This window comes from Planctobacterium sp. AWM4_229 (assembly GCF_056160305.1).
Genome location: NZ_JBSWWX010000002.1, coordinates 583,670 through 597,113 on the forward strand (window position 1 = coordinate 583,670; position 13,444 = coordinate 597,113).

Below are 13,444 nucleotides of genomic sequence, written 5' to 3' on the forward strand. Positions count from 1 at the left end.
TTTTTATTTGCCAACTATACAAGTAATACAAAAAAATTACTGCTGTTCCAATAACAAAAAACCCGCTTAAAAGCGGGTTTTTCAGTTTACATCCAGACGCTTAGTTCTGATTTTTCATGTATCTGAAGAAGTCATTGTTAGGCTCAACAACCAGTACGTCTTGCTTACTGCTAAAGCTGGCTTTGTAGGCATCCATACTGCGTAAGAAGGCGTAAAACTCAGGGCTCTTGTTGTATGCATCAGCGTATATTTTGGCAGCTGTTGCATCACCTTCACCGCGCAGTTGACGGGCGTTACGTTCTGCATCAGCCAGCATAACCGTTACTCGACGATCGATGTCTGCACGAATGATTTCCGCCTGCTCTTGACCTTCAGAGCGGTGTTCTTTCGCCACTGCGGTACGCTCAGCACGCATGCGGTCAAAGATGGAGTTACTGACTTCTAACGGCAAGTTGATTTGCTTGACGCGCACGTCAACAATCTCAATGCCCAACTCATCTGAGCTCTGTGATGATTGTTTTAACGCTTCATCCATCAACTCAGAACGCTCGCCTGAAACAATTTCAGAGATAGTACGGGTACCGAATTCCGAGCGCAAACCGTTGTTGACTTTCTGCTTTAACAAAGCTTCAGCCTGGCTTTTAACTCCACCGCGGGTGGCCAGGTAATACTTCGCAAAGTCACTAATACGCCACTTCACATAAGAATCGACGATAAGGTCCTTTTTCTCAGAAGTCACAAAGCGGTCCGGCGCGTCATCCAGGGTTTGTACCCGAGCATCAAGAATTTTAACTCGATCAAAGAAAGGAACCTTCAGGTGCAATCCCGGCTCGAATACCTTAGTTTCCTGGTTGGCATCACGCTGCACTTTACCAAACTGAATAACGATACCGCGGGTACCCTCTTCTACTACAAATAAGGAGTTGTAGCCTAATAGAGCAACAATAGCAGCGACAATTAATATAAGATTCTTCATGGCTTAGTTTCCTCTTCCAGAGCGAAATCTGTTGTCACGAGCGTTGGCTGCCGGGGTATTATTACTGTTGCTCGGGTTTGTGGCATTGTTCCTCAACCCTTCAATAGTGTTGCGGCTTGCTGGCTCGTTCGCGGAATTCTGTTGTCTTTCCAGAATTTTATCCAACGGCAAATACATCATGTTGCCACCGCCTTGGGTATCCACCACGATTTTGCTGGTATTGCTGTATACCTGTTCCATAGTTTCCAGATAAAGACGCTGTCTGGTAACCTCAGGAGCAGCAGTAAACTGTGGTAACAGTTCTTCAAAGCGCGCTACTTCACCTCGTGATTCCAGAATCACACGTTCTTTGTAGGCTTGTGCTTCTTCTTCCATACGACGTACCTGACCACGGGCACGAGGCTCGATTTCTCTGGCGTAGGCTTCAGCTTCGCGGATAAAGCGCTGTTCATCTTCCTGGGCAGCGATAGCATCATCGAATGCGGCTTTGACTTCTTCTGGAGGACGAGCGTCTTTGAAGTTAAGATCCGTGATGGCAATCCCCATTTTGTAAGGCTCAATAACACTCTCAAGTTCCTCTCGAACCTGTTGACGCACCACTTCCCTACCGCTGGTTAGCACATCATCCATTGCAGAATGTCCGACTACATAGCGCAGCGCAGCATCCAATGCCTGACGAAGACTTTCATCAGGTTGCGTTACGGCGAAGGTGTATTCGTAAGGCTCTACTACGCGGTACTGCACTTCCATTTCAACACTAACTACGTTCTCGTCTTCGGTTAAAATGAAGCCAGACGCGGGTAGTGTTCGAATGGTTTGCACATCTACCGGGTAAACCCGATCAACAAAAGTGGGACGCCATTGCAGACCCGGCTCAACAAAAGAGTGAAATTGGCCGAAGCGCAATACAACACCACGTTCAGCTTCTTTAACGGTGTAGAATCCGCTGACGACCCAAATGGCCACCAGTACACCGATGATCACACCGGCACCTAAACCACTTAGTCCTTTTCCAAAGGAAGGCCCGTTACCAGAACCACCTTTAGAACCGCCGAACTTTTTAAAGATATTTTTAAAGATATCATCTAAATCTGGTGGGCCCTGATCGTTGTTATTACGATTTTTCCAGGGATCTTTATCGTTCCCACCCGGCTCATTCCAGGCCATGCTGTTCTCCACAGTTAAATTAAAATTATTAACGAGTTAAGTTACTGGAAGACAAATAAAACTACCAGTGCTTAAGCTAAAATACTCAATCTTCGATGATGCTATTTAGATCTGCATCAAAGTGCTTAACCAGACGATGCCAATCTTTGGCAGGCATTCGCACGTCTACCAACCAATCACCATTGTCTGCATACGCTTCTTGCGCAATACAGTTCAATGAATATAAATCGCCTTTGATGCGCGACAAAGCAGGCGGCACGCGCAACCGATGTTGCACCATCTTTTCCGATAAACACTCTGTGAGGGCATTTAATAATAAATCAATGCCCACTCCTTGCTGAGCTGACAACCAGACCCGAATCGGGCGCCCTTCATCGTCGCGATCAATTCTCGGTTGCATTCCCTCCAGACGGTCAATTTTGTTGCATACCAATAGCTGTGGTACGTCACTGGCTTCTATTTCGTTCAAAACCGCATTGACTTGATCGGTATTTTCCCTGAAACGCTCATCGGAATAATCGACGACGTGTAAAAGTAAATCCGCCGACTGTGTTTCTTGTAGCGTGGCTTTAAAGGCCGCCACTAAATCGTGTGGCAAGTGTCTGATAAAGCCTACCGTATCCGCGAGTATTGCCGCACCTACATCTTGTAACTGAATCTTTCGCAGTGTCGGGTCCAGGGTAGCAAACAACTGATCAGCGGCATACACTTCGGAAGCCGTAATGGTATTAAACAGCGTAGACTTACCGGCGTTGGTATAACCCACAAGCGAAACTGTAGGTAATTCGGCGCGGTCTCTGGAACGGCGACCTTGCTCCCGTTGTTTCTGCACTTTTTGTAATCGTTTCAATATACTTTTGATGCGTTCACGCAATAAACGGCGGTCGGTTTCCAACTGAGTTTCCCCTGGACCACGTAAGCCAATCCCGCCTTTTTGACGTTCAAGGTGGGTCCAGCCTCTGACCAAACGCGTGGAGATGTGCTTTAACTGCGCCAATTCTACCTGGAGCTTACCTTCATGAGTTCTGGCCCTCTGAGCGAAAATATCCAGGATCAAGCTGGTGCGATCCAATACCCGACACTTACAGAGTTGTTCGAGGTTACGCTCTTGCGATGGAGATAAACTGTGATTAAATATCACCACATCGGCATTGTTGGCGCGCACGGCATTGGCTATTTCTTCCGCCTTACCACTACCAACAAAATATTTGGGAGCCGGGTTCTGACGAGACCCGGTAACTATATCAACTGCATTGACACCTGCCGATGAAACCAGCATCTGCAGCTCTTGCAGATCTTCTTTGCTCTGTTCATCGGAGAAATAGATATGTACTAATACAGCCTGTTCGCCAGCTTCGTAACGGTCAAACAAGCTTCATTTCCTTACCTTGAGAATTATTCAGACTGAATATTATCTCCATCCCCATGGTCATTGGCAACCATTGGAATTGCCCGGGCAGGTACAACTGTGGAAATCGCGTGTTTGTAAACCATCTGGCTTACCGTATTTTTTAACAAAATAACGAATTGATCGAAGGATTCGATTTGCCCTTGTAGCTTTATGCCATTTACAAGATATATCGACACGGGAACACGTTCTCTACGCAAAGCGTTTAAAAACGGGTCTTGTAATGATTGTCCCTTAGCCATTTTCAGCCTCTTGTTCTTCTTATCTTTTTTGTTGTTCTGGTTGAGTGTAAAGCCACGTTAAAGCAGCTTGATATCAGTATACAGGATTTACCATTACTGTATACACTCATACTAATTGGGTCTTTAGAACAGCATATTCAAGTTACAACTTTAAGAATAAATCTTTAACCCGCTTGACATTGTCACTGGAAAACGTATCCAGCCAGTGCAATTCCGGCCATCCCCGCAGCCAAGTGAGCTGGCGCTTTGCCAACTGCCTGGTAGCGACAATACCACGGTATCGCATTTCGGCAAAATCATACTTTCCTACTAGATATAACCACATTTGACGATAGCCAACACAGCGCATCGATGGCATGTCCAAATGCAAATCACCTCTTTGCATTAGCTTTTGAACTTCCTGTTCGAAGCCTGTGTCCAGCATAATATCGAAACGTTTTTCTATACGTTGATGTAGAATACTTCGATCATCCGGTGCTATTGCCAATTGCAATATATTATAGGGTATAGATGAGGACTTGCTCGCCGTCAATTCTGTCATGCTTTTGCCGGACAAGCGGTAGACTTCAATGGCACGCATCAAGCGCTGGGGGTCATTGGGATGAATTCGTTCAGCTGAAACAGGGTCGATGCTGCGCAACTCGTCATGCAGAGCCTGCCATCCTTTGATTTCCACTTCTTCGCTGATTTGTTTGCGCACAAGTTCGTCGGATTCCGGCAGCTGCGAAATTCCGTCCACCAATGCCTTGTAATACATCATGGTGCCCCCCACCAGCAAGGGTACCTTGCCCTTATCTGTGATGTCCTGCATTTCTCGCAATGCATCTTTTCTGAATTGGGCCACCGAATAGGACTCAGCAGGGTCCAGAATATCTATCAGACGATGCGGAGCAGCTAGCTGCTCTGCATCGGAAGGCTTGGCGGTACCGATATCCATATCCCGATAAATAAGCGCAGAATCCACGCTGATAATCTCGCATAGACCACTCTGCACCAGGCTAATAGCGAGATCCGTTTTACCAGACGCCGTAGGCCCCATAAGAAAAATGGCCTTGGGTAGAGCCGATATCTCGCTATTCATCTAACTTATCCAACCATGCTTGCAGCGGCACCGGTTTTGCGCCCGATGCCAATAAAATTTGCTCATCTTCACTCGCCAGGAGCATCTCTGACAGTGTTGTGGTCAGAGTACCCGGTTCTGGCTCCCAAAACCGGGCCATTGTGTTGATTATCGCCTCTGTTGAAACTTCTTCACTTTCCAGCAATGCAACAAAAATATCCTGCCAGCGCTGTTTACGAGCACCAATAGGCACTTGTTTTAAAATCAGTTTATTTGCAAAAGACTGAACGTCCATTCCAAGTTTTGCCGCATTGTCGCAAAATAAAGCAATATCCATGTCCTTTGCAGGCTTTGCTGATACCGGTAATAACAGCGGTTGTGAAACAGGGGTATCAGGTAAGTAACGCGCCGTTAAATACCTCTCCACCAGCTGCTGCTGTGGCATGTAATAAAACTCGCAAGCTTGTTTAATTAAAAACCCTTTACCTGGTAGGCTCAATATAGAATCACTCATGGTGGTGACCGTATCTATGGCCCCGTGGCTCGGTTTCTCAGCACTGTGATGATGGCTAACCAACTGGGTATAATTACTCGCCGCTTCGGTAACATTGCGGCGCACTGCTGCACTCTCCCCACCTGATGATCTTGCATATCCGGTTGCATAGCCTGAACTCTGCTGCTGCAACGGTTGTAGGGGCTTAATGTAGTCACTTTCCTGTTGGTAATTGTGCCGAGGTTCATCTAGTTGAGGTGGCGAGCCAGCACTATTGTTATCATTCTCGAACTCAGCATTGAGGGCATCACAGACACCTGAGTAGATAAAATCGTGCACCAGACGAGCCTGATGAAACCGCACTTCATGCTTAGCAGGATGCACATTCACATCCACTTCATCGTGAGGCAAGGTGATATACAGCACGAAAAAGGGATATTTATCTGGGGGCAACAATCCTTCGTAAGCCTGTCGAATAGCATGCAAAATGAGTTTGTCCCGCATCATGCGGTTGTTAACAAACACGTATTGGGTGTCATTAATAGAGCGAAATGCCCCAGGTTTAGACACCCACCCCTGCAATTCAAAATGTTGATATTGACTGCTCAGTTGCAATAAATCCTGACAGAGGTTGCCACCACAAATTTGCTGAATCCGTTTGATGTGCTCTTCAGGGCTGTTCATCGCAGGCAATGACTTAATAAGCTTGCCGTTATGCTTGAGTTTTAAAGCAATATCAAAACGACTCAAAGCAATACGCACAAAGAGCTCTTCAATATGATTAAATTCGGTTTTTTCAGTGCGTAAAAACTTGCGCCGCGCCGGCGTATTAAAGAATAAGTCCAGTACTTCCACACTGGTGCCTTTAGGATGAGCAGCAGGTTCGACAATCACCTGCATATCACGACCTTCACAGCGAGCCTGCCAGGCTTCTGGTTGTCCTTCTGGTCTGGAGGTAAGTGTTAACCTGGACACCGAACTAATACTAGCCAAGGCTTCGCCGCGAAACCCCAAAGTGGCAATGTGTTCCAGATCATCCAATTCAGAAACCTTACTGGTGGCATGGCGACTCAGGGCCAACACCAGTTCATCCTTAACCACACCGGAGCCGTTATCGGTCACCTTTATCTTCTTGTGGCCCCCTTTCTCAACTTCAATCAGGATTTGTGTCGCCCCGGAGTCAATACTGTTTTCCAGTAACTCTTTCAAAACGGAGGCAGGACGTTCCACCACTTCGCCGGCGGCGATCTGATTGGCCAATCTGGCGGGCAATACTTTAATTGACAAGGGGTTATCGACTCGTAGTTTAGCTTTGTGGAATATTTAAAACCTGACCAATTCTCACTATATCACTATTGAGATTATTGGCTCTTTTCAGGTTATTAACACTGACATTGTAACGCAAAGCTAACTCACTGAGGGAGTCCCCGCGCTCAACTTTGTGGGTGCGTGATTTAGGCTTTCGTTTTGCCCATAAGGTACCGTCTGGCGGCGTTGCGCGAAAATGGGCCTTAATGCCACTAAATATTGAACGAGCCAGGTTGTGCTGATGCTTACTCCAATTGAGGTTTTTCTCATCTCTGGGATTGGAAATAAAGCCAGTTTCTACCAATATGGAAGGAATGTCGGGGGAAGTCAGTACCGCAAAGCTGGCTGCCTGAGGTGATTTTTTATGCAACTTCATCATGCTTTTCAACTCCGATAAAATATTACGGCTTATGTCATAGCTAGTTGCAATGGAATGATCCATCGACATATCCAATAGTGCCTGAGTCAAATATCGTTCGTTGTTAGTATCCTGGATGACTTCTGCGGCACCGCCTAACAACTCAGAATGCTGCTCAGTGTTCTCCAACCAACGACCTAATTCACTGTTGGCACGACCCGTGGATAATACCCATACCGATGCACCATTCGGTTGAGGCTGGGTAAAGGCATCGGCGTGAATGGATACAAACAAATCGGCTTTTTTCTCCCGGGCAATTTCCGGGCGTCGATTGGGCGTTAAATAATAATCTCCCGTTCTGGTAAGCACGGCAGTCATTCCTGACTCTGCATTCACCAGCGCTGCCAGCTTTTTAGCTATGCCCAAAACTACATTCTTTTCATAAGTTCCCGCAGCACCAATTGAACCGGGATCTTCACCACCATGGCCAGCGTCAATGGCAATAATAATATCCTGGTGACGTCTATTTACTGGCTGTTCTATTATATTGGTTTGGCCCGGACGATTGTCAGGCAAGTCGATTACCAGACGATTCCCATAGGGGGCGGTGGGTTGTAAAGAAAATATTTGCGGCTTTACTTTTTGCTCCAGTTCCAGAACGATGCGCACCGCATCTTTAGATTTCGGAGTGCTGTAGCGGATTTTAGAGACTAATTCACTATTGTTTGCGATTTTTGAAAAGTCTAAATCCCGCCCTGTATCAGCTAGATCGATCACTAGCCGATTGGGATTGCTTAAGGTAAACCAACTGTATTGCGGTTGCTTTTTCAAATCCAGGACCACACGGGTATTGGATGGAGAAGGCCAGATTCGAACACTATTAATGGCATTGTTGCTTGCTTGAGCTTCAGGCAGGAAAACCCATTCGGATACCGAATAGGTCAAAAAAACCAGCAGGCAATAGCGCAACAATATCTTCATTGATACATATTATTTTAATTGTTGTATCAGTTCCCTTGCCTTGGGAGACTTTCCTAGTAACTCTATACTACGCCCTTGGTCAGTAAACTCAATACCTATCTCTAAATCCGGCGACGGCAGCAGCCCTTCCCCTTTTTCGGGCCATTCAATCAGGTTGATAGTATCGGCCTGCTGATAGTCCCTGATCCCCATAAACTCAAGTTCTTCCGGATCAGAGAGACGATACAAATCAAAATGGAACACCTTCATTGTCTCGAGTTCGTAGGGCTCTACCAGTGTATAAGTTGGACTCTTAACACTGCCGGTATGGCCCAAGCCCCGAATAAAACCGCGGCTAAAACAGGTTTTTCCTGCCCCTAGATCACCGTGCAGGTGAATAGTCCAGGCGTCACCACTGGAAGAACAAAAGCCAGCGATAACTTGAGCAAGTTTTTCCGTGTCCTGTTCCGAAGAGCTTCGAACAGCGGCTGTAGAAGATTCACTTTGCATCTGTTTTCTCAATATTTACTAATTTTCTTATATATGGGAATAAATCGCTGGCCAACAAGCCTATTTCACCATTTTCCTGTGCTGCTTTGTCAGCAGCATAGCTATGCAAACATACGCCATAGAGCGCACTAAGCCTGTTGCTGATACCTTGAGACAATAAAGCGCCTAATACGCCGGTCAATACGTCTCCCATTCCACCTGTTGCCATACCCGGATTGCCGTTTTCACAGACCCAGGTATTGCCTTGTGAGGTAATGAGTGTGCCCGGTCCCTTCAGTACAGATACAGCATTAAAGGTTTGAGTCAATAAAGTAGCGGCTTTGTATCGGTCCCACTCCACGTCTGTGGCCGAAACTCTTAACAAGCGAGCGGCTTCACCCGAATGAGGTGTAATAATGGCCAGGTTCTGGGGAATGACCAACTGTTGCTGTTTAGCTACCAGGTTAAGGGCATCGGCGTCAATCACCAGGTGTTTGTGTTGCTTTAAACAATGGGAAAGTGCCGCTTCCAACGCCGCAATTGACCAACTGTCTTGCCCAAGGCCGGGACCAATTGCGATAGCATCGCACCACTGTAATGACTGCTGTAACTGTTCTGCCCGGGTTTCAACCATAATTTCAGGCCGCGTATTGTTCACGGTTTGTCTTGAGGCTTCATGACAAAAAACCTTAACCAGTCCTGCTCCCGTTCTCAATGCTGCCTCGGCAGTTAATCTGATGGCACCGCCATATTGTTCGTTGCCTCCAATACATAGCAGCTTACCCATCATGGCTTTATGACTGTTTATCTTGCGTCCTGGAAAAGCCGGCATATTTCGGAAATCCACAACTTTAGCGATTTGTTGTGCCAAGCGCTGAAACTCTGTGCCAACGCCTAAATCATTAAAATGCAGCTGCCCACAAAGTTGTTTGCCCTGCCCGGTTTTCAGGCCACTTTTGGTACCGATAAAAGTACAGGTGTGATTGGCTTCTACGGCAATACCATTGGCAACTCCGGTATCGGCATGCATACCAGAGGGAATATCAATACTGACCACCGGAATAGCGTGGTCGTTCAAGCGCGCAATGATATCTGCATAGGGGGCTCTTACCGTTCCTGAAATTCCCGTACCTAGCATACCATCCACGCAAACATCAAAATCGTTGAATTGTAATTTACCAATATCCAGTTGCACGCCTTGTGCGGCGAGCCACTTGCTGCGGGCAAGACTGGCATCGGCTGATAACTTATCCTGATTGCCCAATTCACAAAGCGCACAGTCCAAACCAGCTTCAATTGCAAGACGCGCAACAACATAGGCATCGCCACCATTATTGCCATGTCCGGACAGAACAATAATGCGCTGCGCTTTAGGATAAGTAGCAGATAGCAAAGAAAAAACCGCCTGTCCGGCATTCTCCATAAGTTGATACATGGAAACACCCGCCAATTCGGCAGCCCTGGGCTCAACAAGGCGAACTTGATCCGCTGTGTAAATATTGTGTGCTAAACTCTCCCGCTGGAACAGGTTCTTAAAGGTTTTCAATGTCTGCCCCTCCGGAAAATAAATGGCTTGAACTCAGTAGCAATATCAAACAATGGGGCCACGAGTTGGGGTTTCAGCACGTGGGCATCACCGATATTAACCTGGATAACCATAAAATAGCGTTACAATCTTGGTTGGACAATGGCTTTCATGGCGATATGCAATGGTTAGCTGAAAATCAAGACAAACGGCTGGCTCCGGAAAAGTTGCTTCCTGGCACTCTGCGCGTCATCAGCGTATGCATGGCTTACCTCCCGGAAAATGCTCAGTTTGCTCAAAACCTCAAAGATAAACGCCGCGCTTATATTAGCCGTTATGCCACAGGTCGTGATTATCACAAAGTATTGCGCAGTCGTTTAAAAAAACTGGGCGAAAAGATCTCCGAGCAACATCCAGAAGCCCAATGGCGGCCTTTTTCAGATTCAGCGCCTGTACTGGAGCACGCACTAGCAGAAAAAGCTGGAGTTGGCTGGACGGGCAAACACAGTCTTACGTTGAACAGCAAAGCAGGATCCTTGTTTTTCCTGGGGGAGTTATTTATCAACCTGCCCCTGAGCATCGACCAACCTGTGAAGGAAAAATGTGGCAGCTGTGTTGCCTGTATCACGGTGTGTCCAACGCAGGCTATTGTTGCGCCTTACGTGGTAGATGGCAGGCGCTGTATCAGCTACCTGACTATCGAAAATAAGGGGGACATTCCCCTTGAGTTTCGCGCAGCCATCGGCAACCGCATCTATGGCTGTGATGATTGCCAACTGATATGTCCCTGGAATCGATATGCGAAACTGACAGCAGAACCTGATTTTGCCGTTCGGCAAAAACTCTCTGAGGCGACATTACTGGAACTCTTTGACTGGGATGAAGCAACCTTTTTAGACAAGATGGCCGGCTCCGCCATTCGTCGCATAGGCTTCGAAGCCTGGCAACGCAATATCAGCGTGGCATTGGGCAACGCCGATTATCATGACGATATAGTCAATGCACTAAAACACAAACTTCAGCATTGTTCAGATATGGTAAAACGCCACATTGAATGGGCACTTGAGGCACAAGCAGAAAAGCAAAGAGTAACCAAAGAAAGAACCAATTTACGCTTGACGCAGCGCCTGATCAGAACCATTGAGAAAGGCATGCCCGACAGCGCTTGATGTGCCCCTCAAGTACTTAACAAGTAGCCCTCACCGCGTATGGTCTGAATAATTTTGAAAGGTTTGCGATTGTCATTGAGTTTTTTGCGCAATCGACTGATGCTGATGTCAACAGCGCGATTATTCTCCGGGATATCTAAATCCGATACCAATTCGACGATTTCTTCCCGAGGAACCACCTCATCTTTACGCTGGGCCAAGGTGGATAGTACTTTGAACTCGTGCTGCGTTAACTCGATACGGTTGCCTGCGATATCAAACAGTGACCGACTTTTTTGGCTTAGAACAAAATTGTGAAACAAAAACTCCGAGTCTTGTTTATCTTTGGCAAGCGGCAAACCAAGTACATTTTTAACCCGTATCAATAACTCTTTTAATGAGAAAGGCTTACCTAAATAATCTTTGGCCCCCAGTTCCAAGCCTGCGACTTTGTCATCGTCTGTTTTACGACCTGAAATGATAACGATGGGAGTGACCGTTCTTTTGACTAATTTGCGCAGGATCACCAAGCCATCTTCATCAGGCAAAGTCAGATCCAGTAAAACGATATCAAAATGAGCATTCGCGATCCGGGTAAAACAGTCTTTGGCAGTTTCGACTGCGGTGACATTAAATCCGCTATCCGTCAGAAACTCTTCCACCAGACTGCTCATATCCTTGTCGTCCTCAACTAACAGTATGCTGGACATTAACTCTCACTCGTTGCATATACCCATCAGGAAAAAAGGTACTAATGGAAACCAATTAGAAATAATCTAAAGCATAGTATAGGTTGCTATGAACAAGCAAAGATTCTTTATCTATTGAATTGTAAGGATTATTTTTCACCAACTTGTAGCGATCACTGGAATTAATTGGTGAAATGTCAGAAACAATAAGGAAATAGAGCTTAACTGCGAGGTAGATTATGCTGGGCTATGTGGATTTAACGCGACGCAAGTCCAATTGTATTTGCAGCGCGACTAAACCCACAATATAGATCATCGTTTGATCGGGGGCTGGCCGTAGCCCCTTTTTATTTTTTGCGCTTTCTTGCCAGACATTCCTGCCTGACACCTCAGTTATTTGTGGTATTGCGCACTCAGTTCATGCACTGAGTTAATAAATACTCCTGCTTTCTCCGGATCAATATCAGGGTGAATACCGTGCCCCAGATTAAACACATGACCAGTCCCTTCGCCAAAGCCAGCCAGAATAGTGGCAACTTCGTGTCTGATGCGCTCTGCCGGGGCGTGTAACATGCAAGGATCCATATTGCCTTGAATCGCCACTTTGTCTCCAACGCGAGCCTTAGCATCGGCTATATCCGTGGTCCAATCCAGGCCAACTGCATCACACCCCGTAGCTGCGATCGCTTCTAACCACTGGCCACCATTTTTGGTAAACAGGGTTACAGGCACTTTGCGTCCTTCGTTTTCACGAATTAAACCAGCCACGATTTTTTCCATGTAACGCAAAGAAAATTCTTTGTAAGCCGATGGAGAAAGTACGCCGCCCCAGGTATCAAATACCATGAGAGACTGGGCACCCGCTTTTACCTGAGCGTTGAGATATAGAATCACCGAGTCGGCCAGTTTATCTAACAACAAGTGCAACGCTGCTGGATCTGAAAAGGCCATTTTTTTAATTTTACCAAAGGTTTTAGTGCTGCCGCCTTCAACCATGTAAGTGGCTAACGTCCATGGGCTTCCGGAGAAACCAATCAAAGGTACCTCTCCCGCCAACGCCTGACGAATGGCTCTTACGGCATCCATCACATAACCTAATTCCAATTCAGGATCGGGAATGGCCAACTTCTCGACATCCGCCATAGAGCTGAGTGGCCGCTCAAATTTAGGGCCTTCGCCAGTTTCAAAGTACAAGCCCAATCCCATGGCGTCAGGAATAGTAAGAATGTCAGAAAACAAGATAGCGGCATCCAATGGATAGCGTCGCAATGGCTGCAATGTCACTTCACAAGCAAGCTCAGTGTTTTTACACAGCGCCATAAAATCGCCTGCTTGCGCTCTGGTGGCTTTGTACTCAGGCAAATAACGACCCGCCTGACGCATCATCCAAACGGGAGTGACATCAACAGGCTGTCTAAGTAATGCTTTGAGATAACGATCATTCTTAAGTGGTTTTTGATTGCTTTGTTGAGTCATAACACCTTACGCCGTGGGAAAATACCGAGAAATGAAAACCGCGCTATTCTACACAAAAACCGAGCCAGAGAGGGAAATTTTCAATAATTGTAAATTTTTTGTACAAAAAAACTTGTCATTCTTTTTAATTATCTGCTATAACTTG

General features: G+C 46.4%; 12 protein-coding genes. 1 reads left to right on the top strand and 11 read right to left on the bottom strand.

Going from position 1 to position 13,444, the window contains the following annotated elements:
- Positions 1–100: 100 nt before the first annotated feature.
- From hflC to ACXAGP_RS05590, 9 genes are all read right to left on the bottom strand, one after another.
- Positions 101–976: a protease modulator HflC gene (hflC, locus tag ACXAGP_RS05550; RefSeq protein WP_475260054.1), complete on the bottom strand. Its 876-nt coding sequence runs from the start codon at positions 974–976 to the stop codon at positions 101–103.
- Between the two features lie 3 nt (positions 977–979).
- Entirely contained in the window at positions 980–2,143 is a 1,164-nt protein-coding gene (hflK, locus tag ACXAGP_RS05555) for an FtsH protease activity modulator HflK (RefSeq protein WP_475260056.1), read from the bottom strand.
- 85 nt (positions 2,144–2,228) lie between these two features.
- Positions 2,229–3,515: a ribosome rescue GTPase HflX gene (hflX, locus tag ACXAGP_RS05560; RefSeq protein ID WP_475260058.1), complete on the bottom strand. Its 1,287-nt coding sequence runs from the start codon at positions 3,513–3,515 to the stop codon at positions 2,229–2,231.
- A 23-nt stretch (positions 3,516–3,538) separates the two neighbouring features.
- A complete protein-coding gene (hfq, locus tag ACXAGP_RS05565; RefSeq protein WP_338290468.1) occupies positions 3,539–3,793 on the bottom strand; it encodes an RNA chaperone Hfq in 255 nt (84 codons plus the stop codon).
- 142 nt (positions 3,794–3,935) lie between these two features.
- Positions 3,936–4,874, bottom strand: coding sequence for a tRNA (adenosine(37)-N6)-dimethylallyltransferase MiaA (gene miaA, locus ACXAGP_RS05570; protein ID WP_475260060.1), 939 nt, complete (start codon positions 4,872–4,874; stop codon positions 3,936–3,938).
- A complete protein-coding gene (mutL, locus tag ACXAGP_RS05575; RefSeq protein ID WP_475260062.1) occupies positions 4,867–6,633 on the bottom strand; it encodes a DNA mismatch repair endonuclease MutL in 1,767 nt (588 codons plus the stop codon). Before mutL ends, miaA begins: the two co-directional genes overlap by 8 nt.
- A 19-nt stretch (positions 6,634–6,652) precedes the next feature.
- A complete protein-coding gene (locus tag ACXAGP_RS05580; RefSeq protein WP_475260064.1) occupies positions 6,653–7,993 on the bottom strand; it encodes an N-acetylmuramoyl-L-alanine amidase in 1,341 nt (446 codons plus the stop codon).
- 9 nt (positions 7,994–8,002) lie between these two features.
- Positions 8,003–8,482 carry a tRNA (adenosine(37)-N6)-threonylcarbamoyltransferase complex ATPase subunit type 1 TsaE gene (tsaE, locus tag ACXAGP_RS05585; protein WP_475260066.1) on the bottom strand — a complete coding sequence of 160 codons (480 nt, stop codon included), beginning with the start codon at positions 8,480–8,482 and terminating at the stop codon, positions 8,003–8,005.
- A complete protein-coding gene (locus ACXAGP_RS05590) occupies positions 8,472–10,007 on the bottom strand; it encodes an NAD(P)H-hydrate dehydratase (RefSeq protein WP_475260068.1) in 1,536 nt (511 codons plus the stop codon). The genes tsaE and ACXAGP_RS05590 overlap by 11 nt, the downstream gene beginning before the upstream one ends.
- Here ACXAGP_RS05590 and queG point away from each other — a divergent pair.
- Complete coding sequence (gene queG / locus ACXAGP_RS05595) at positions 10,007–11,155, top strand: tRNA epoxyqueuosine(34) reductase QueG (protein ID WP_475260070.1); 1,149 nt, start codon at positions 10,007–10,009, stop codon at positions 11,153–11,155. The genes ACXAGP_RS05590 and queG overlap by 1 nt on opposite strands.
- A gap of 8 nt (positions 11,156–11,163) precedes the next feature.
- On the opposite strand, the gene ACXAGP_RS05600 is transcribed toward queG, so the two are convergent.
- Together ACXAGP_RS05600 and hemE are read right to left on the bottom strand one after the other, a co-directional pair.
- Positions 11,164–11,844: a response regulator transcription factor gene (locus tag ACXAGP_RS05600; protein WP_475260072.1), complete on the bottom strand. Its 681-nt coding sequence runs from the start codon at positions 11,842–11,844 to the stop codon at positions 11,164–11,166.
- Between the two features lie 372 nt (positions 11,845–12,216).
- Entirely contained in the window at positions 12,217–13,299 is a 1,083-nt protein-coding gene (gene hemE / locus ACXAGP_RS05605; RefSeq protein WP_475260073.1) for a uroporphyrinogen decarboxylase, read from the bottom strand.
- Between the last annotated feature and the right edge of the window lie 145 nt (positions 13,300–13,444).

What these genes read in the sequence shown, in the direction of transcription:
- hflC (WP_475260054.1), bottom strand. Translation starts at nt 976, where the DNA reads ATGAAGAATCTTATATTAATTGTCGCTGCTATTGTTGCTCTATTAGGC.
- hflK (WP_475260056.1), bottom strand. Translation starts at nt 2,143, where the DNA reads ATGGCCTGGAATGAGCCGGGTGGGAACGATAAAGATCCCTGGAAAAAT.
- hfq (WP_338290468.1), bottom strand. Translation starts at nt 3,793, where the DNA reads ATGGCTAAGGGACAATCATTACAAGACCCGTTTTTAAACGCTTTGCGT.
- miaA (WP_475260060.1), bottom strand. Translation starts at nt 4,874, where the DNA reads ATGAATAGCGAGATATCGGCTCTACCCAAGGCCATTTTTCTTATGGGG.
- ACXAGP_RS05580 (WP_475260064.1), bottom strand. Translation starts at nt 7,993, where the DNA reads ATGAAGATATTGTTGCGCTATTGCCTGCTGGTTTTTTTGACCTATTCG.
- tsaE (WP_475260066.1), bottom strand. Translation starts at nt 8,482, where the DNA reads ATGCAAAGTGAATCTTCTACAGCCGCTGTTCGAAGCTCTTCGGAACAG.
- queG (WP_475260070.1), top strand. Translation starts at nt 10,007, where the DNA reads ATGTCTGCCCCTCCGGAAAATAAATGGCTTGAACTCAGTAGCAATATC.
- ACXAGP_RS05600 (WP_475260072.1), bottom strand. Translation starts at nt 11,844, where the DNA reads ATGTCCAGCATACTGTTAGTTGAGGACGACAAGGATATGAGCAGTCTG.
- hemE (WP_475260073.1), bottom strand. Translation starts at nt 13,299, where the DNA reads ATGACTCAACAAAGCAATCAAAAACCACTTAAGAATGATCGTTATCTC.